Source organism: Aliivibrio thorii, from assembly GCF_057368585.1.
Genome location: NZ_CM170654.1, coordinates 1434284 through 1451412, shown reverse-complemented (window position 1 = coordinate 1451412; position 17129 = coordinate 1434284). Strand labels below are relative to the sequence as shown.

General features: G+C 36.8%; 22 protein-coding genes and 4 pseudogenes. 5 read left to right on the top strand and 21 right to left on the bottom strand.

Features of this window, described 5'->3' with window-relative positions:
* Positions 1 to 32: 32 nt before the first annotated feature.
* The 3 genes from AC2IP4_RS06575 to AC2IP4_RS06565 all read right to left on the bottom strand — a co-directional run bounded on the left by AC2IP4_RS06575 (position 33) and on the right by AC2IP4_RS06565 (position 2930).
* Positions 33 to 428: an ACT domain-containing protein gene (locus tag AC2IP4_RS06575; protein WP_375322460.1), complete on the bottom strand. Its 396-nt coding sequence runs from the start codon at positions 426 to 428 to the stop codon at positions 33 to 35.
* A gap of 147 nt (positions 429 to 575) precedes the next feature.
* Positions 576 to 1994: a lipopolysaccharide biosynthesis protein gene (locus AC2IP4_RS06570; RefSeq protein ID WP_486310704.1), complete on the bottom strand. Its 1419-nt coding sequence runs from the start codon at positions 1992 to 1994 to the stop codon at positions 576 to 578.
* A gap of 12 nt (positions 1995 to 2006) precedes the next feature.
* A complete protein-coding gene (locus AC2IP4_RS06565; RefSeq protein ID WP_486310703.1) occupies positions 2007 to 2930 on the bottom strand; it encodes a glycosyltransferase family 2 protein in 924 nt (307 codons plus the stop codon).
* A gap of 268 nt (positions 2931 to 3198) precedes the next feature.
* Here AC2IP4_RS06565 and AC2IP4_RS06560 point away from each other — a divergent pair, with 268 nt between their 5' ends.
* Entirely contained in the window at positions 3199 to 4344 is a 1146-nt protein-coding gene (locus AC2IP4_RS06560) for a glycosyltransferase family 4 protein (protein ID WP_375322463.1), read from the top strand.
* A 58-nt stretch (positions 4345 to 4402) separates the two neighbouring features.
* Here the strand turns inward: AC2IP4_RS06560 and AC2IP4_RS06555 are convergent, their stop codons facing one another.
* Together AC2IP4_RS06555 and AC2IP4_RS06550 are read right to left on the bottom strand one after the other, a co-directional pair.
* Positions 4403 to 4756, bottom strand: coding sequence for a YkgJ family cysteine cluster protein (locus AC2IP4_RS06555; RefSeq protein ID WP_375322464.1), 354 nt, complete (start codon positions 4754 to 4756; stop codon positions 4403 to 4405).
* Between the two features lie 167 nt (positions 4757 to 4923).
* A complete protein-coding gene (locus tag AC2IP4_RS06550) occupies positions 4924 to 5610 on the bottom strand; it encodes an MOSC domain-containing protein (protein ID WP_375322465.1) in 687 nt (228 codons plus the stop codon).
* 236 nt (positions 5611 to 5846) lie between these two features.
* Here AC2IP4_RS06550 and AC2IP4_RS06545 point away from each other — a divergent pair, with 236 nt between their 5' ends.
* Positions 5847 to 6557, top strand: a complete 711-nt coding sequence (locus AC2IP4_RS06545) for an SDR family NAD(P)-dependent oxidoreductase (protein ID WP_375322466.1) — start codon at positions 5847 to 5849, stop codon at positions 6555 to 6557.
* Between the two features lie 10 nt (positions 6558 to 6567).
* On the opposite strand, the gene AC2IP4_RS06540 is transcribed toward AC2IP4_RS06545, so the two are convergent.
* The 4 genes and pseudogenes from AC2IP4_RS06540 to AC2IP4_RS06525 form a co-directional block, all read right to left on the bottom strand.
* A complete protein-coding gene (locus AC2IP4_RS06540) occupies positions 6568 to 6762 on the bottom strand; it encodes a CPXCG motif-containing cysteine-rich protein (RefSeq protein WP_105054765.1) in 195 nt (64 codons plus the stop codon).
* Between the two features lie 70 nt (positions 6763 to 6832).
* Positions 6833 to 7183 (bottom strand): YbbD-related protein, encoded by a 351-nt coding sequence (locus AC2IP4_RS06535; RefSeq protein ID WP_375322467.1) that lies wholly within the window; start codon positions 7181 to 7183, stop codon positions 6833 to 6835.
* Between the two features lie 874 nt (positions 7184 to 8057).
* Positions 8058 to 8639, bottom strand: a complete 582-nt coding sequence (locus tag AC2IP4_RS06530) for a hypothetical protein (protein ID WP_486306488.1) — start codon at positions 8637 to 8639, stop codon at positions 8058 to 8060.
* Between the two features lie 144 nt (positions 8640 to 8783).
* Positions 8784 to 8945, bottom strand: a pseudogene (locus AC2IP4_RS06525) (NUDIX hydrolase); the annotation flags it as partial.
* Between the two features lie 141 nt (positions 8946 to 9086).
* On the opposite strand from AC2IP4_RS06525, the gene AC2IP4_RS06520 reads away from it, so the two are divergent.
* Positions 9087 to 9881 carry a nucleotidyltransferase domain-containing protein gene (locus tag AC2IP4_RS06520; protein WP_375322469.1) on the top strand — a complete coding sequence of 265 codons (795 nt, stop codon included), beginning with the start codon at positions 9087 to 9089 and terminating at the stop codon, positions 9879 to 9881.
* A 139-nt stretch (positions 9882 to 10020) separates the two neighbouring features.
* Here the strand turns inward: AC2IP4_RS06520 and AC2IP4_RS06515 are convergent.
* From AC2IP4_RS06515 to AC2IP4_RS06480, 8 genes and pseudogenes are all read right to left on the bottom strand, one after another.
* Positions 10021 to 10355 (bottom strand): annotated as a pseudogene (locus AC2IP4_RS06515) (BUD32 family EKC/KEOPS complex subunit); the annotation flags it as partial.
* 26 nt (positions 10356 to 10381) lie between these two features.
* The gene (locus tag AC2IP4_RS06510) at positions 10382 to 10894 is read right to left on the bottom strand and encodes a GNAT family N-acetyltransferase (RefSeq protein WP_375322470.1); all 513 of its coding nucleotides are present in this window, start codon (positions 10892 to 10894) and stop codon (positions 10382 to 10384) included.
* Positions 10895 to 10991: 97 nt separating this feature from the next.
* On the bottom strand, positions 10992 to 11516 hold the full coding sequence (dhiA, locus tag AC2IP4_RS06505; protein ID WP_375322471.1) for a type II toxin-antitoxin system antitoxin DhiA: 525 nt from the start codon (positions 11514 to 11516) through the stop codon (positions 10992 to 10994).
* Positions 11510 to 11781: pseudogene (gene dhiT / locus AC2IP4_RS06500) on the bottom strand (type II toxin-antitoxin system toxin DhiT). The gene dhiA and the pseudogene dhiT overlap by 7 nt, the downstream one beginning before the upstream one ends.
* A 154-nt stretch (positions 11782 to 11935) precedes the next feature.
* Entirely contained in the window at positions 11936 to 12259 is a 324-nt protein-coding gene (locus AC2IP4_RS06495; RefSeq protein WP_375322850.1) for a hypothetical protein, read from the bottom strand.
* A pseudogene (locus AC2IP4_RS06490) lies at positions 12254 to 12417 on the bottom strand (transcriptional regulator); the annotation flags it as partial. The pseudogene AC2IP4_RS06490 and the gene AC2IP4_RS06495, both read right to left, overlap by 6 nt.
* A gap of 35 nt (positions 12418 to 12452) precedes the next feature.
* Complete coding sequence (locus AC2IP4_RS06485) at positions 12453 to 12905, bottom strand: NUDIX hydrolase (RefSeq protein ID WP_486306489.1); 453 nt, start codon at positions 12903 to 12905, stop codon at positions 12453 to 12455.
* A gap of 20 nt (positions 12906 to 12925) precedes the next feature.
* Entirely contained in the window at positions 12926 to 13285 is a 360-nt protein-coding gene (locus tag AC2IP4_RS06480) for a VOC family protein (RefSeq protein ID WP_045102016.1), read from the bottom strand.
* Between the two features lie 146 nt (positions 13286 to 13431).
* Here AC2IP4_RS06480 and AC2IP4_RS06475 point away from each other — a divergent pair, with 146 nt between their 5' ends.
* Both AC2IP4_RS06475 and AC2IP4_RS06470 read left to right on the top strand, forming a co-directional pair.
* On the top strand, positions 13432 to 13704 hold the full coding sequence (locus AC2IP4_RS06475) for a type II toxin-antitoxin system TacA family antitoxin (RefSeq protein ID WP_105054771.1): 273 nt from the start codon (positions 13432 to 13434) through the stop codon (positions 13702 to 13704).
* Complete coding sequence (locus AC2IP4_RS06470) at positions 13701 to 14207, top strand: GNAT family N-acetyltransferase (protein WP_486307310.1); 507 nt, start codon at positions 13701 to 13703, stop codon at positions 14205 to 14207. Before AC2IP4_RS06475 ends, AC2IP4_RS06470 begins: the two co-directional genes overlap by 4 nt.
* Positions 14208 to 14380: 173 nt before the next feature.
* Here AC2IP4_RS06470 and AC2IP4_RS06465 read toward each other — a convergent pair whose 3' ends face one another.
* The 4 genes from AC2IP4_RS06465 to AC2IP4_RS06450 form a co-directional block, all read right to left on the bottom strand.
* Positions 14381 to 15262: an NAD-dependent epimerase/dehydratase family protein gene (locus AC2IP4_RS06465; protein WP_486306490.1), complete on the bottom strand. Its 882-nt coding sequence runs from the start codon at positions 15260 to 15262 to the stop codon at positions 14381 to 14383.
* Between the two features lie 125 nt (positions 15263 to 15387).
* Positions 15388 to 15918: a GNAT family N-acetyltransferase gene (locus AC2IP4_RS06460; protein WP_375322475.1), complete on the bottom strand. Its 531-nt coding sequence runs from the start codon at positions 15916 to 15918 to the stop codon at positions 15388 to 15390.
* 219 nt (positions 15919 to 16137) lie between these two features.
* Positions 16138 to 16425: a type II toxin-antitoxin system RelE/ParE family toxin gene (locus tag AC2IP4_RS06455; protein WP_486310702.1), complete on the bottom strand. Its 288-nt coding sequence runs from the start codon at positions 16423 to 16425 to the stop codon at positions 16138 to 16140.
* A complete protein-coding gene (locus AC2IP4_RS06450; RefSeq protein ID WP_375322477.1) occupies positions 16425 to 16703 on the bottom strand; it encodes a type II toxin-antitoxin system Phd/YefM family antitoxin in 279 nt (92 codons plus the stop codon). Before AC2IP4_RS06450 ends, AC2IP4_RS06455 begins: the two co-directional genes overlap by 1 nt.
* Positions 16704 to 17129 lie beyond the last annotated feature (426 nt).

The following is a 17129-nucleotide window of genomic DNA, read 5'->3' as shown; positions in this document are numbered from 1 at the left end:
GTTGCGGCATTATCGCCGCAACTATTTATATATCAACTGCTAAGTTCTTTCAATGCCTCTAATGCTAGCTCTGCCTTCTCTTTTTGAATAAAGATATGGTCATGATAATAAGCAGCAATAACATTTGCACTAATGTCATATGACTTCAATTTATTTGCTACAGCAGCAGTTAGCCCCACCGCATCCAAACTAGAATGAACCATTAACGTGATCAAACAATACACACAGGTGAACTCAAACTCCCCTTGACGAGCTTCTTCTAACGGTAATACCAATGTTAGCCCTTCAGTTTCTTGGTATGTTGCTAACGGATTATATTGAACGTATTCACTCAACTTTCCCTGCACTGTACAAAATACATAATGACCATCCATTAATTTTGGAGACATTGATACTAGTAACTTATCCAAATCCGTAATTCCCGACACCTTCTACCCCTGTCTATTTTATCGCTCTAACATAACAAAAAACAGTACGTCTTAATAAGATATTTATTATTATGATCTAAACGTATCATTCACTCATTACAAAGAGAACAAAAATAACATCAATACAAAATCGCCCCTTTCTACACATTAACTCTGTTTTGTTGTGATAAACCTCGTATCAGGAAACGGAATAACCGCGCACTTAACAAAAATAATCAGTGCAAGTAAACTCACAATAACTCCGATGACAAGTTCAGGTACATCTATAAGTGTATGCTCTAAAAAACGATCGAATGTAATGGCAAAGAAAGCGATCACAATGCAAGTAAGTAATTTTGAATACTCATAAGGAAGAAACTCCATCGATTGACTTACTATGTATAACAATACCAAACGTAATGTGTAGGCCGTAGCCAAAACACCTACAACCCCCCATAAACCAAATGTTGGAGTTATAACAAAATAGCCGGCCGCGGCAACAACTGCACAAATGCCTTGAATCCACATTTGAGAGTGGCTCGAATTGCCGCTATAACACCCTAAATTCAAATAGTCACCAGCGTTTTTAATCATACCAATCGCCAGTAAAGCCACAGCAATTGTTCCGGCTAAATTATAGCTACGAGGTAACATTACAGTAATTAATCCAGGAACAATAAGGATCAATAAAGTCCCCATAACAATACCAATATTTACTCCGAGCAACGCTTTATCGGCGCATGTTTTCTTCCCATCTTCAAGTTGTAATATAGAGACTCGATTAGGAAACCACCACAGTGCATAAGGTTGAAGAATAAGCCCTAATATCAACGCAAATTTAGCGCTAACTGCATACACTGCCAATTCCTCCACCCCTATAAAACTGGCTAAAAACCAGCGGTCTAATCCATTAATCATATATACGGAAGATCCGCCAACTAGCACAGGAAGTCCGAAGCTCAATACCAACTTAGATGATTTTAAATAACCAAATGATCCCATTTCTTGCCACTGATAACTCAGTAAGCATATCAGTAAGACAATGCTTGATACCGCACCAGAGATAAGCACACCATCAATACCATATCCTGCTTCTAAAAGTAAAAATGTCATCACTGCTTGTATTGCCGCTTTAAATACATTTAAAAAGCAAAAACGTTTAGCCATTGCGTTCATCCTCAACAAGGTCAACGGAATTGAAATAACACCATCAAGCATTGTAGGAATAAGTAAAAGGAATATTTGATAGGAAGAAAATTTAACCGGTAATACCAGCAATAAAGCAGGTAAGCTAATAGCAATGAATAACCCACCTAAAAGGCAAACAAACACACTTAGCGTAAAACAATTTGACACCAATTGACGTTTCTCTTCTCCTTTAGCAACGCCAACATAACGATACATTGCGTCAACAATACCAAAGCCAAATAAGATGGTTCCTATGTCAGCAAGTAGTACTAAAGACTCTAACGAACCATACTCTTCAAGCGTCATTTTATGTGTGATATAGGGGATCATAACAAGAGAGATCCCCTTCATCATTAAGATCCCAACAGCATAATACGCTGATTGCTTAAGTGAATTCATTCTATCTTCCTCTTAAGCTGGTAATAACATGCTTTTACAATCACCAAGCAAACTACGAACTCTTCTTTTTTGAGGCGCAAGAAATAATGAATAAATTCCATACCTTATTGCAGAGCGGTGTTGACACAAACCACGATGGTAATCAGCATATCCTTCAAATATTCGCGCTCTTGCATTTTTAAGTGCAGAAGAAGACAAGTTCCATTCCCCCCTCCCTTTTTCATAACGACTCAAAATAGACTCAATACATCGAAGATTTCTTAATCGCAATCCATCGGTTTGAGTCGCAGAATTCTGACGCATCAAGTAACCTGTTTGAATGGAATTTAGAACTCCAACGTCATGACTTTCGCATATTCTTAGCCATAGGTCCCAATCTTCACCATACTTTAAATCCTCATTAAACCGATTCATTTGAGTTAAAGCACTGGTTTTTACCATAACCGTCGACGTCCCGATAATATTGTTTTTAATAATGAAGTTGAGTGGGTTTTTAAGCGTAATAAACTCTTCTTTATGTCCTTGAAACTGATTCCAATAACCAAAGCAATCGACAATCGACTCATAACTCTCAGTTAAATGATCATAATTGGTAAAACTCATCGTTAAATTAGGAAAATCAGCATGCAAAGCTAATTGCATTGACAGCTTTTCTGGCAACCAAAAATCATCAGCATCCAAAAATGCGATAAATTCACCTGATGCCTTAGATATCCCTAGATTTCTAGCCAGAGATGCCCCTACACCATTAGTCGTTATCGTTATAATTCTTTCATCTATTAATGTATTTAAATAACTTGCCGTGCAATCTGTACTATTATCATTAATGATCAATAGCTCAAAATCTTGATGTGTTTGCGTTAATACACTGTCTATCGCGGTAGGCAGAAAAACTAAACAATTATATGTTGGAATGATTATCGATACCTTAGCCATAACTTTATCCCTAAACACTGAAGTAATAATTAACTACAGCAGAAAACATGCCAAACGCTAAGGTATTGAATTACATTAATAATTTTTACTTTTATTAAAATGCATACGCTAAATGAAAAATACACTCATCATTATTTCATATTGATTGTCATTTTGAGAACGCATGACAAAGCACGACAAAAAAAACAACAAGATATTGATATTATTAGGAATAATTAATGGCGTACATTTTGCTTTAATTACTTAGTTAGTATTAGAGGGTATGAATATGAAGAAAGTGGCTTTTATTGCTCCAACCTATCCTGTTCTTAGTGAAACCTTCATTCAAACGGAGGTTGACGCTATTAAGGCATGTGGGCATGACGTATGCGTATTAGCGTTTGAAATTGAAGATTATCAACATAAATTTAATTATAACGTTATTAAAATAGGTAAAAACATACAGGCTGATATGTTTAAAAATCTCCACCTGTCAGGCGTTTTAGAAGCAATGAAATTCATTCGAGAACAAAAGCATTTACCTAAGAGATCTCTTTTTAACTACGGATTAAAATTGGCTTTACAGCTTGCCGACATTAAAGCCGATCATATCCATGCACATTTTTGCCAGCATACTGCAGCTCACGCTATTGTTGCTGCTAAATTACTTAATATCACTTGCTCGTTTGTTGCTCATGGCCATGATGTATATGAAGCGGCTTTTGATATAGATAAGAAAATTTTAGCCAGTGACTTCGTTGTTACGGTCTGCAAAGACATGAAAAATGATTTTGAGAAAATGGCAGCCGGCAACATAAAACTCTTACATTGCGGTGTAAAAACAGATCAATTTGTAGTGGAAGATAAAAAACCTTCTAATTACTTAAGCTTTGTATTTCTTGGTCGATTAGTTCAACAAAAAGGAATTCATCACTTAATTGATGCTCTAGCGCCAATCGCTAAGTCGCTTAATGTTCATTTAGATATTATTGGTACGGGTGAAATGGAAGAACAATTAAAAGAGCAGGTAAAACTTAAGGGGTTATCAAATCATGTATGTTTCTTAGGCGCTCAACCACACCATTGGGTAAAAGAAAATCTATCTAAATATGATTGCCTAATTGCCCCTTTCTGTTTCTCTCAAACAGGTTGTGTTGATACTGGTCCGTTAGTGTTAAAAGAAGCCATGGCTGTTGGAACGCCAGTCATCACTACGAATATAATGGGGTGTAAAGAAATAGTCACCTCTGAGACAGGCTACTTAGTCAACGAAAAAAACGTTGTAGAGCTGAAAAAAAGCATTGAACAATTTGCACAACTTACTTTTGAGCAACGAGCTAAAATGGGAGCAATGGCAAGACAACGAGTAGAAAAAAACTTTAATGCATTAAAACAAGCAAAACAATTATCAAACTGGATAGAAAATCGAGTATAAAAGCCGAGAAGCATTCTACTCGGCTTAAGTTTTAGCTACGATAAAAAAACGATTATATTTACACTAGCACTTGTCTTGTATTCGCAATATAGCTATGGATCTGACGTTCAGTTTTTGAATCAATCATCTCTTTAGGTCGGCAGCCATTTGGACATGGCATGTTCGGTGTTGTACCAAAAAGTCGACATATTAACGGTCTTTCTTCATAAACAGTGCAACCTTTCGGTCCTAAATGAACACAATCAAATTCATTTAATGCAGCCTCATGCTCTTCATCGCTTTTTACTGGCAAGCGAGACATTTCTTCTGAAGACGTTGTAACTGGTCCACAACAATCATGACACCCTGGCGTACATTCAAACGTTGGAATACGTTCACGCAAACTCGCGATGATCTCTCGATTATTGTTCATAAATACCTAACCTTTAATTAATTCTAAAAACATTATACTTCATCGTTACTTCACTTACAGTCAGATAAAATAACATAAGATATTTTAATACACGCATGCTCTTCTGCCTTTAATTTAGTGATTAAGAAAATAGAAGTACCGATAAGGTAGGTACTTCTATTTTGTATTTAAAGACCTTCGTGTCCAAGCAATCTAAAATTCCAATTCTCTACGCGGTTAGTCTCAAGACGTTCTATTACTTTCGTCATCCAACTGGCTGATAATTTAGTTTGTTGCTGTAGCTTTAGTAGACCATCATTATTCAGCGGATCACCAAAAAACACATCACACACTTCACGTATTGTCATTGCGTTAGGTTCTCGCTCAATCAATTCGAGAGGTTCATCAACACTGACCATTCCCGGTTGAATGACACGATATAGCCAACCACAGCGACTAATCTCTTGCATATCAACAGAGAAATTCTCTACCTGCCAACGTTTACTCAATTTAAAGCATGGTGAACGAGGTTGACTCACTTCGATAATAGCCTCTCCCCATTGATAACGATCCCCCAAGCAAACAGTCTCTTCTGTCATATCTCTTGAACTAAGGTTCTCCCCCATACCAGGAGCCTCCCACTGAACATCACCACCATACTTTTTTTTCCAGTAAGCATAATGCTCTAGAGGATATTGATGCAACGCACGCTCAACGCCACCATGATGACGTAAATCAGCACACTGATCTCCTTCTAATCCTTCCAGAGAAAGAGATAAGTGAGTATCTACAGGTAGCTTATTCATCGCTGTATCAAAGCCGTAGCGATGCTCCACTTTTCCACGGTAAATTCTATCAAGATAGTTACTTTTCATGCCCTAACCTCATTTGCTTACGGGTATTTTTAATACGTAATCGTATTACACGGTCATCATTAAAACCAATGATACTTAATAATGTTAAAAACCAAATATATGCCAGTGTTTTAATGAGTTTGTTATCTTTTTGCTAAAAATACATACAAAAATAATAAATGCCTAAATAAGATTGTCACTTTTAGAAAGCATTAGAAGATGTTAAGGTGCAAAAAACAATAAACAAGGAGTCTGTTATGTCTAAATTTGCACTCATTACAGGTGCGAGTCGAGGTATAGGAAAAGCGATTTCTCATTACTTTGCTCAACAAGGTTATTCACTTATTTTAGTTTCGTTAAATAAGGGTAATCTCAATACTACAAAGCGAGAACTAGAAGCTCAATATCCATCAAGCAGTATTGAAGCCATTAATATCGATTTTAATAACCCTGTGGATGTTGAATCAAGCATTTCATCAATTATTACTAATTACAGCTCTATCGACGTAATGGTAAATAGCGCAGGTATACTCATGGCTGGGCACACTAATTTAACACTAAATCAGCTCTCAGAATTAGTAAATGTTAACCTACTTTCTACGATTACTGCATGTAATTTGGTTGTCGAAAAAATGAAAGAGCAAGGTTATGGTGAGATTTATAATATCGGCTCAACCGCAGGCCTAGAGCCAGTTCCTAAAATCGCCGTTTACTCAGCAACAAAAGCCGCTATTGTGAGTTATAGCCAGTCGCTCTATCAGGAATTACTTCCTTTTGGAGTTAAGGTTTGCTGTTTATGCCCAAGTGTTGTTGATACAGACATGACTAATGATGGCCGCATTATGAACAACCTTAAAATCGAAACTCAAGACTTAACTAAAGCCATTGATTTTATCCGTAGCTTATCGCCAAGTGCAAGTATGTCTACACTTTCTATCCGTTGTAAAACGATTGATTTAGAAAAATAATGATTTACGCTTAAGCTTCATTTTCATCATTTACAGTCACGACTAACTCATCATTAGCGTTAGTCATGACGTGAATGTGAATGGGTCGGCAACAAACACTGCAGTCATCAATGTACTCTTGGTCATGATCCTCTTGATCAATTAGAATAACAATTAATTCATTACAGTAAGGGCAACATATTGTTTCTTCGTGTAATAATTCCATCACGCCTCCTAAATTACCATTAGACCTTCTATTAAGATTAGAAGACTATTTCCTATTCACGGTTGTCTCTTCAATTCGCTAATAGTAGATAATCCACTAAACCATTTTCTTCAATCGTAAACCGCCAAACACTTCTACCAGAAGAATATTCAAAAACACTATCTTTGCCATTCACAAGAGTGAGTTGTGAAACAAAAACAGTTAAATCTGGTTTAGCTATAACAAAACTCCCTGCTGAAGCGTTGAGATCAAGATCATTATTAACGATAATCTTTGTCGTTGATTCAGGTAAAATATTTGGTAACCAACCACGCTCAAAAAGCTGATTTTCTAAAGCATCTTGATATGTAGGATAGTTATGACTGATAACCTCACTGCATCCTGAAATTAAAAACGCAATAATCAATATAAATTTTTTCAATGCTTTCCTCTGATATATATCTATATAAAATTGACTGCAATTATAAGTATAATAACTATTTTAAAATAAAAAACACCAGATTTAATCTATTATATTAAAAAAGAAAGATCAAAAAAGCCGAATAGAACTATTACTCTACTCGGACCATTAGCAATTATATAATTTAAAGATACTAATATTTATATATAAACCCAGTAATTCCAATAAACTATAGAGTCAAATATAAACATTATTTAAACAATGAATTTAATTTATAACCAACAAGCAGTGAGATATCTTTTTAGTCTAAATCAGAGTGTAAATCAAACTTTATAACAGAGCCCTCATGTTTATTAGTTAATAATACTTTACAAATAAAAGATCAGCATAACCATGCTCATTCTTCGGTTCATGCGTATAAATTTTCTCGTATGTTACAGGTCTTAGATCTCCTCTGATGAAGCCTGTTTTCTGTTCATGGACTTCAAAACCATAACTTACGAGCATATCACCTAAATAATCGTTTTCAGGTTCTTTACCTTTCTCAAATTTCACCCTAAATACGTTCATCGAATTAGAAAATTTCGGAAAAATAGAAAAAACAATCAGATTATCTTTACTTATTCTTAGCTCCATAAAAAAACAGGATAAAGAAAAAGTATAATAAATATAATTAACATAAAACTAAATGATAATTCATCATTTGATTTTTTAAGATAGAAATCAAACAAAAAAATAATTGGAGCACTTAACATATATACCCATAAGTTAAGTTCCACATTCTTATTTATCCAAAAACTAAAACAACATAAAAAAAATAACGAAATACGATGTTTCCATGTATTTGTAGTTAATAATATTAAGATAACAAATTCAGCAATAACAAAAATAAAAGCTAATTGTGGCATGATGAACAACCACCTGAAGCAGATACTCCTAACCCACCGGCGGCAACAGTACCAAAAACTCCAGCTCCCATAATAGGAGTTAACCCTCCACCAACTGCACCGGAAAAAGCGCCAATCGCTACCTCTCTAAAACCAGCATCAGGGTTACTTCCTACCACAGCCATTGCCCCAACAACAGCTCCGCCTCCAGCATAGATCACAGCAGGAGCGATCTTTAAAGTGACCTTCTTTTTATCTAAGTCTCGAGCAACAATAAGCCCTTTTCCTTCCAAGCCAATAACGACACCTTTTGCATTATTAAGTGCAAACTTACCCGTAGTCGTTAAATATTCTTTTGGATATACAATGTATGACGATTGCTTTAAATCTATACTTTCAATTTTAGCTGACGATAAGTTAATAAATACCGCCTTATCAACTTTTGTCTGCAAGCAGTACCCATTATTGGTGTCTAAGCTATAGTACTTCCCTAATTTTAATATATTACAATCATTAATATTGTATGCATCAGCATATGATTGTGGGGCCATTGCTGCCAAACAAAACACTGCGATCATTCTAATTTTCATCCTAGCCATCCTTCTTATTATAAAATTAACAGAACAATAACACTGAATGATAACTATTATCAATAGTTAATGCATTTTTAATGCCCACTGTAATTCGTCACACACAAAAAAACCGAGCGTTGAAAACCCTACCTAAATGTTTTATTAGGCATTTTCACCAAGCAGAGATTTAGATTCTAACCAACGTAGAGCAACCAATGCCGCGACAGAGCATACGCTTTCATCTTATCCGTCAATAAACCTAAGCTCTTCAATTTCTGCATCTGGTTGTAGTTCACCAGAATAGTCAGCAAAATAACAGTGTAGAAAATCATACTGATGCATTTGTTATACCAAATTTTAGTTGCATATAAACTGTTTTTTAGCGATATTGTAATGCTGCGTTAATTTTACCGCACTAACTACTTAACTTGTAGTTTTAGGATCAACTTAGGTAAAAGGTAAAATATGGACTATCCAAAAACTCTCCCTGAGACTCATAAGCAACTTTTAGACAAAATCATTACTACATTAAAAAAGGATCTGCGGATCCTTGGGATTGGTGCTAGTGGATCATATGCTTCTGACGATATGGACAAATATAGTGATTTAGACTTAGTTATTGCTGTAAACCCAGCAGACTTTGACGATATCATGACTGAACGGTTTACTATCATTAACAGCATCGAAGGTAAAATAGCAGCATTTACTGGCGAACATGTTGGTGAGCCACGACTAGTTATCGCTCTTTATGCACCACATGCAATACATGTCGACTACAAATTTGTATCCTTACCCGACGCGGCAACTCGTGTTGATGATACGAAGGTTTTATGGGAAAAAGAGCAGCTTCTAACTGATACTTTTAAAACAAAAAAACATCAATACCCATGCCCAGAGCCACAATGGATTGAAGATCGTTTTTGGATTTGGATTCATTATGCAGCAACTAAAGTTGCTAGAGGTGAATATTTTGAAGCTCTTGAGTTTTTATCATTTCTCAGAAATGTCGCCTTATCACCATTAGCTCTACAACAGGCGGGACTAACTCCATCTGGTGTAAGGAAAATTGAAACTCGTTTACCTGAGTTCAGTAAAGAATTAGAACTTACGGTAGCAAAGCCAGAAAAAGAATCGCTAATTATTGCCACTAATAAATGTATTGAGCTTTACTTAGAGCTTAGAGAAAATGAACAAGTAGAAAGAAACATACAAGCACAAGAAATGTGCATTACCTACTTAAAGCAAGAAACTCAAGGGTAATGTGATATTTAGGGGATTGAGATATATCCCCTTTTCGTTGGTGAAAGTTTGGTATAACGCCGCAATCACACGTTTACTAAGACATAGACTTAACTGAATTTCTCCATCACGTAATTAACAAGCTTTTCACCACGAACCTGGGGAGCATCCACTCTAATGATTCAGTCGATGATGTGATAGAAACGAACTAGATGCATCATGGCATAAACGAAGAAGGTTAGCGGCGGAAGTCAGTGCTTCTGTCGTGGCAATATTACCTTTTAACGGATAATTGAAAACCTCTCCTTCAACATAAGATAAAATTTCATTACCTTTGTCATCAAAACCGTAGGGCTTAGGAGCTGCATTAAAGCCATTCTCGGTAATATGGGACAACAAACTATGTATCGTTTTAGACCACTTACCACGTGGTCGATAAATCTTGTTTTCAGAGCGAAAAACCTGCCCTTCACGCCCACCTTGAAGTTCTTCCATGAATTTCCTTATGAGTGATTTATTTGTTAGGCTTTTATCGACTTAACCATTTGAAGGTCATTTAGAATAGTGCCATCAAGACGTTCTTTACCTTGAAGCCCCGTTTCACAAAAACCGTGCTTACGATAAAAATTCAAAGCTATTTGATTGGTGTCTAAAGCCCATAATACTATCTGTGTATAAGAGGTATTAAGCAGACATTTTTCAAAATAATCGAATAAGTCACTGCCAATGCTACGACCAAATAAGCCAGGAGCTACATACAGAGAATTAAGCTCGATAGAATTACTCGATTGGTCGCCTCGAGGCTCTCGATAACTTAAAAAGCCAACAATCTCATTACCCATCTCAGCAACAAGTACTGATGCTAAGTTATCAGATAGCGTGTTACTCCATAACTTTTGTCGACGTTCAATGTTATAGCTTTCAATGAACGACTTAGGTAGTAAACCATCATAAGCTTGAGCCCAAGAAGTCACGTGAACCAAAGCTATTGAGTGGACATCTTTGATGTCTGCATTTCGAATATTGATTTTCATAATTCCCTTTGTGAAACTTAACCAGACCGTCGTAAACTCAAAACCCTACTGTGGAATGAAAAATACCAAGCGTTAGGGAACTGTCTTAAACGCTTTGTTACATGCGACTCAAAGAATGAGCAGATACTCTATCTTTCGCCAATTCAATAACTGCATGACCTAGTTGAACCAAAGTACCAAAACTTGGTGTTGTTTCAGGTTTTAATGAACGGTAAGCACTCGTCCTACTTTTAATTCCTGCGCGTTCAATTACAACACTGTGACCAAATTGTTCAACATAAGAGCGAATAGCCGCTTGCAAAATGTCAGCTCGACCTTCTTTCATTGAATCCCATGAAGCCTGTTTAATTACCATTTCCATTTCTTTAACGTCAAAAGGCGTTAAATCAGATTCAATATAACTACCAACCGTGATTTCTTTTAACGTTGCTGCTGATAATTCAACACCACTCCAATTAAGAGAGCCGTCAGCCGTTAATGCAAACTTTTGAAAATTAGCTACATGGCTAAATGCTTCTTTTTGGAAATACTCAGTTAAGTTCGCTTCACCGATATAACCGTCACTAAAAGTAAGCTCAAGTGTAAAATCAGCTATCAAATCAACATCAATTACTTTTAACATACGTCACCTATAATTTACCCGGATTAATACCAGCAACAGCTTGTTCCCACATTGCCATCAATTTCACTCGATTACTGTGAATGTGAGCTTCTGCTCGTTTTCGTTGCTTATTTAGCAAATAACCTTCTAAGCACTCACCTGTTTCAATTGCTATGATTAACTCATAGCTACCATATTTGACATGAATATGAGGCAATTTATGCTGCTTGTTATCAAAAAAATACAAACAAAAAGAAAGTCCAAGCAATGCATCTATCTCTGGCATAGCAACCTCTAATTCTCAAATCTGGTTAAACTATAGCACCGTATCCCAAAGGAGACAACTTTAGCATATAACGCCAAATTAAGGTGTAAACAACGCTACCAGTGAATCTAAACCTCTAGGCCGTAGCCACTAAATTCAACCCTGCGACTTACGTTTACTCTTCGAGCAAGCTACTCACAAACTCTTGTGTTTCTTCACTAAAGAAATGAAGCTGATCATCACTCAATACGCCATACTTTTTTAAGAAAACAACTTTCATCAATACATTGTTTCTAGTTGGGTTATTAAACATCTCAGCAATTTTGGCATCTTCTTCGCCAATCAAACGATACAAGTCCAAATACGATTGATGCTCTTTACCAACTCGATTATTGGTTATATTTTCAACTTTCTTAAATACTAAATCACAAGCTTTCGACGTTAATTCAACTTGTAGCTTCCGAAATAATTTCCAATCTTTCTCTGAGACAGATGACATATTGAGTTGCTCCCGAATACTGACGATTTCCTCTGGTGAGACATTTACCTCACTGAGTCATTTACTTGGTGAGTTTTGAGAGTAACTTTACCCTCTGAATGCTCTTTAGCTTCAACAAGAGCTGAACTTAACTCTGAAAATAGATCACGATTGCTCATTACGCCATTCCTCCATAGAAGATTTAAATGGTTTATTAGCCGACATCCACCCGATAAAGCGCATTGACTGGCTTTTCTACAAAATACGACCACACATGCTTAAACACTGCGTGTTGATTTGGAAATGGGGCCAACTCTAGCGCTTCATCTAAACTACACCACTTATATTCTGTGTGCTCTTCATTTAGCACCACCTCTTGCTCTGGTGGGCACATCACAACGAAAACAGGGATAAGCTGAATTACATTCACTCTCGCTTCATAAAACTGCTCTAAAAACTGAGCGTTGTATAGGTTTGAGACTTCAATTTGAGTCTCTTCCTTAAACTCACGAACGATAGCATCAATACCAGTTTCATCTTCTTCAATTGAGCCTGCAACATGACACCAAAAGCCACCTTTTACTCTTTTCATGAGTAGCATTTTCACTTCGCCATCAATTTTAGATAATGCCACGCCTGACACTATTGATGTATTTAATGGGATCATATTAACCTCTTAAAGTGTTGTTATATGCGAGCTTCCGACCAAACTGCGAACTCATTGCCGCTTGGCTCTAGAAAGTGAAAACGACAGCCACCAGGAAACTCAAATATAGGACGAATGATTTCACCATCACTTTGAACGACTTTACTCAATGTAGATTCGATATCCGCACTGTAAAAGACCAAAAGAGCCCCGCCAGAGTTTGTCTGGCTGCAAGAATCTGCCTTAAAGAAACCACCGTCTAAACCCTGATTGGAAAACGCTGAATATTCCGGACCATAATCGACAAAATTCCAACCAAAAACTGAAGAGAAAAATGATTTAGTTGATTCTAAGTCCTTTGCACCAAACTCTACATAATTTAGTTTTTCATGCTGATTCATTTCGTACCCCTTTCTGATTTCCCCGAGCGTGGTAAGTTGTGTTAATGCATTTGCTAACTGCGTGCCAAAATGACACAAACCTTGTTAGCGCATAATAATTAAACTACAATTCGCTTGTGCCACTTTGACACGGAATGGAGATTATTATGGCTACTGCATTACCTCGTATTACAGCACGTGTAGATATTGAGACACAAGAACTACTGTCTCAAGCTGCGGCTATTGCCGGTATGTCTAGCATTAACTCATTTGTGCTTAGTGCAGCTGTAGAAAAAGCTAAAACTATTATGGAACGTGAACGTGCCTTACAACTAAGTCAGCAAGATGCTATGAGTTTAATGACTGCGTTAGACCAACCAGCCAAACCAAATAGCAAGTTACAAAAAGCCGCTTCACGTTACATGGATAAAACTCAATAATGAATACGGTCCAATTAGAAAAAGCTAAACATGACCGAAATCGTTTTGATTGTGGTATTACCCCACTCAATAATTACTTGAAAGTTATGGCAAGCCAACAAGCTAAGAAAGACAATACTCGTACCTTTGTTCTTGAAGATAAACAATGTCCTGAACACATTATTGGTTATTACACATTAACAATGACACCCATTGATATTCAGGATTTACCTCCTAAATTACAAAAGAAACATCACAGTGTAACTTCTGGTGGTTTGATTGCCCGCTTAGCCGTTGACCATAGATACAAAGGTCAAGGTTTCGGTGAATGGCTTTTGATTGATGCGCTTAGAAAACTATTAATGGCAAGTGAAACAGTCGCCTTCCCTGTTGTCATTGTTGACTCAAAAGATGGCGCTGAATATTTCTATGAAAAATACGGTTTTACTGCGTTCAAAGACGCTGATAACAAACTGTTTATTACAATTGCAGACATTAGAGCCAGTATCGGTGAATTAATTTAAACCAAGAACCAGTTAACGAGACTGTAGGATTTATCCCTCGCACATTCTCAACCAAGATCCTATCCACCTTTCATCATAATAGAAGCTTGAATACACCAATAAGTAATCTCCCTGAGCTTGGAAGTGCTTGAGGGGAAACTCCAAAACTGAGTTATTGGCACCATAGTCGTTTGTTAGCTGCGTTTCAAAATTGGTAATACTTCTGCTGTTTCAGTATCTAACATTTCCAAAACACTTTCAAAACCATGTATAGGTAACCAGCCTAATTTCTCACGTGCGGACGATGAATCATATACGCGATCTAAGCTTTGAGGTAACTGCCAATTTCTTTGTTTAAATGCTAGCGCGATTTCAGGGCACTTACGCTTGATGACAGCTTCGGCATCAGTATATAGAGCTTCGCAATCAGAAAGATGAAAAGGTGTTGCCCCTGAGATTATAAAACGATTAAAACCACTTAGCCGTTTTTCCACAGCAGATAAATGAGCATTTGCTACATCGCGAGCATCAATACCACGAGTCAAACGAAATACTGCCATTAAATCCGCAGGCTCAGGAAAGCATCTCGACATTTGGAGCACAGTCACTGGAAGCTGAAACAGATTTGAAATTTCTTCTAGCTTAGTCTCAGCCGCAATTTTACTGTTATGATAAATCGACTTAGGTTGCGGGATAACTTCCTCATCAACCCAACCTGCAATGCTTTTAGGTGTCGAAGCGTAACCATATAACGCAGTTGTACTGGTAAAAATAAAGTGCTTAATACCTGCTTTTACGCCAGCCAAAGCCAGTTTTTCAGTCGCATCTACGTTGATAGATTGAAACTCTGAATCAGGTACTAATCCAACATGAGGGGCATGAAGAGCCGCTGTATGAATGATGACATCGATATTTTCCAGAACCCCATCCATCATTGCACTATCACGAATATCACCAACGTAATCAGCTGTTGAGCAAGGCGTTTTATCAATGCCTACTACGTCATGTGTTCGCATTAATTTAATATAGATTGCACGTCCAACTCTACCCGCAGAGCCTGTTACCAAGATTCTCATTTAAGACACCTTACTAATTGTTGACCTCAAAGCAGCTAACGCCACGTTAAACACAAAATCCAACGATAGAATGAAAAAAGCCATGCGTTGGAAATCTGTCTTAATGCATTTGCTATGATTTGTGGTTAAGACAACACACATTCGTAGAAAGTGACGCCATTGCCACCCTCTTGAGTTGCAACAAAACCAACTTTTTCAAGTAACTTTGCCGAAACTACATTTCCAATATCTACACCACCAATAAGTTTTTCTACTAATTGGTTATCACGACAGCTTTTAAGTAAACCAAATAATAACTCACTGCCGTAACCTTGATGCCAACTAGATTCAGCTAATAGATAACCTAAATGAGCTGTAGCATTATCTGATTCATAAAGGAAAACAAAACCAATAATCGGGTCAAAACCTTTACGTTTAACTGAAAATAAATGGCTTTCTGATACCATTTTAAAAAGCCAGACTTCAGCATCTGATTCAGTATTAATATTATGAAAATATGGAGGTAACGATTCAACAACTGAGGGAGAAAGTAAGTTAACAATTTCAGACAATAACTGTGATTTCAGCAATCCAGACACCAAATAAGAGTCAACATTTTCAACCTCAAGTCTCGTTGTCGTAAATGCTATAGATTTCAACTTTGATTTATTAATCATATTGTTACCTTAAAAAATCATAACGCCCTGAAGACCTTGAACTATTATCTCTTGCCGCAGAACGAGAGAATGAAGAAACGATTTCGGTAAACATCCATGACTTATAAATTAGATTTCAAAAAGATCGCACAATTTACTATAAAGAAGTGGCTACGGGCTTGTTCTACACCCGGGATTTAACGCTGGCTCCGCAGCGCTTAATCCTTATTTGTTATAATTTTATATATCAGCCATAGTCAGCAATTGACTACAGTTACGAACCGTTAAAATATTTATGCTTAACGTTACGCTATAAATAATGCGGTAATGACCAAAAATGATTTCACGATAATTCGCTTTATTCAGCTCAGGGACAAGACGACCCAACTCTGGAAATGAACCTAAATTCTCAGCTTTATCGAATATATCGTTAACCCATTTTTCTGCCGCTGATGGATTGTCTAATGCTATGTATTCTGTTATCTGCCCTATTTTGTCTAAAGCAAGCGGCGACCAAATAACATTCATTAACGTAAGCGCCCTAAGATTTTAGAACGAGCATCGTCATTTGATAAACCCAAACCACTAGCGATTTGTGCTTCAGCTTGTTGCATCTCTTCCAGTAACTCTATTTTTTCTTGCATAGCTTCATACTCAGCAACGTCTAAAACAACAGCGACGCCTTTACCACGCTGAGTGATAACTAAAGGTCTACGAGTTTCGTTAATTTGACGAATAAACGACGCTACGCCAGCTCTAAATTCTGAAAGTGGTTGAATATCTTGGTCCAATCTTAGTCGAGTCATAATAGCACCTTAATTGTACTTAATTTTGTACCAATTATAGTGCAAGTATAAATATTCAGCAATACTAAGAAAAATTATAACGCCGCAATAACACGTGCGAACGCCTTAATTACCAAGCCAATTATACTCTAAACCACGAATGCCGAGTGTAATAAGTATCGTGTTGATTGCTTTGTTGAACGAAGTCGCTTCGCGACTGAGATAGCCGAAAGGCAAATATGAAAAGGATAATGGCTGAGGTTAAATCAGAGGAGATATAACAAATAACTCGACAAAAAAACAGATAAACCATTGATAATATTGCCATTGTAATATTATCTTAGCCTCGTTCGTCTTGAAAAAATTCAAGGCGATGCACCTACCAAGCTAGATCGTACAATTTACTATAAAGATGTGGCTACGGGCTTGTTCACACCCGGGATTTAA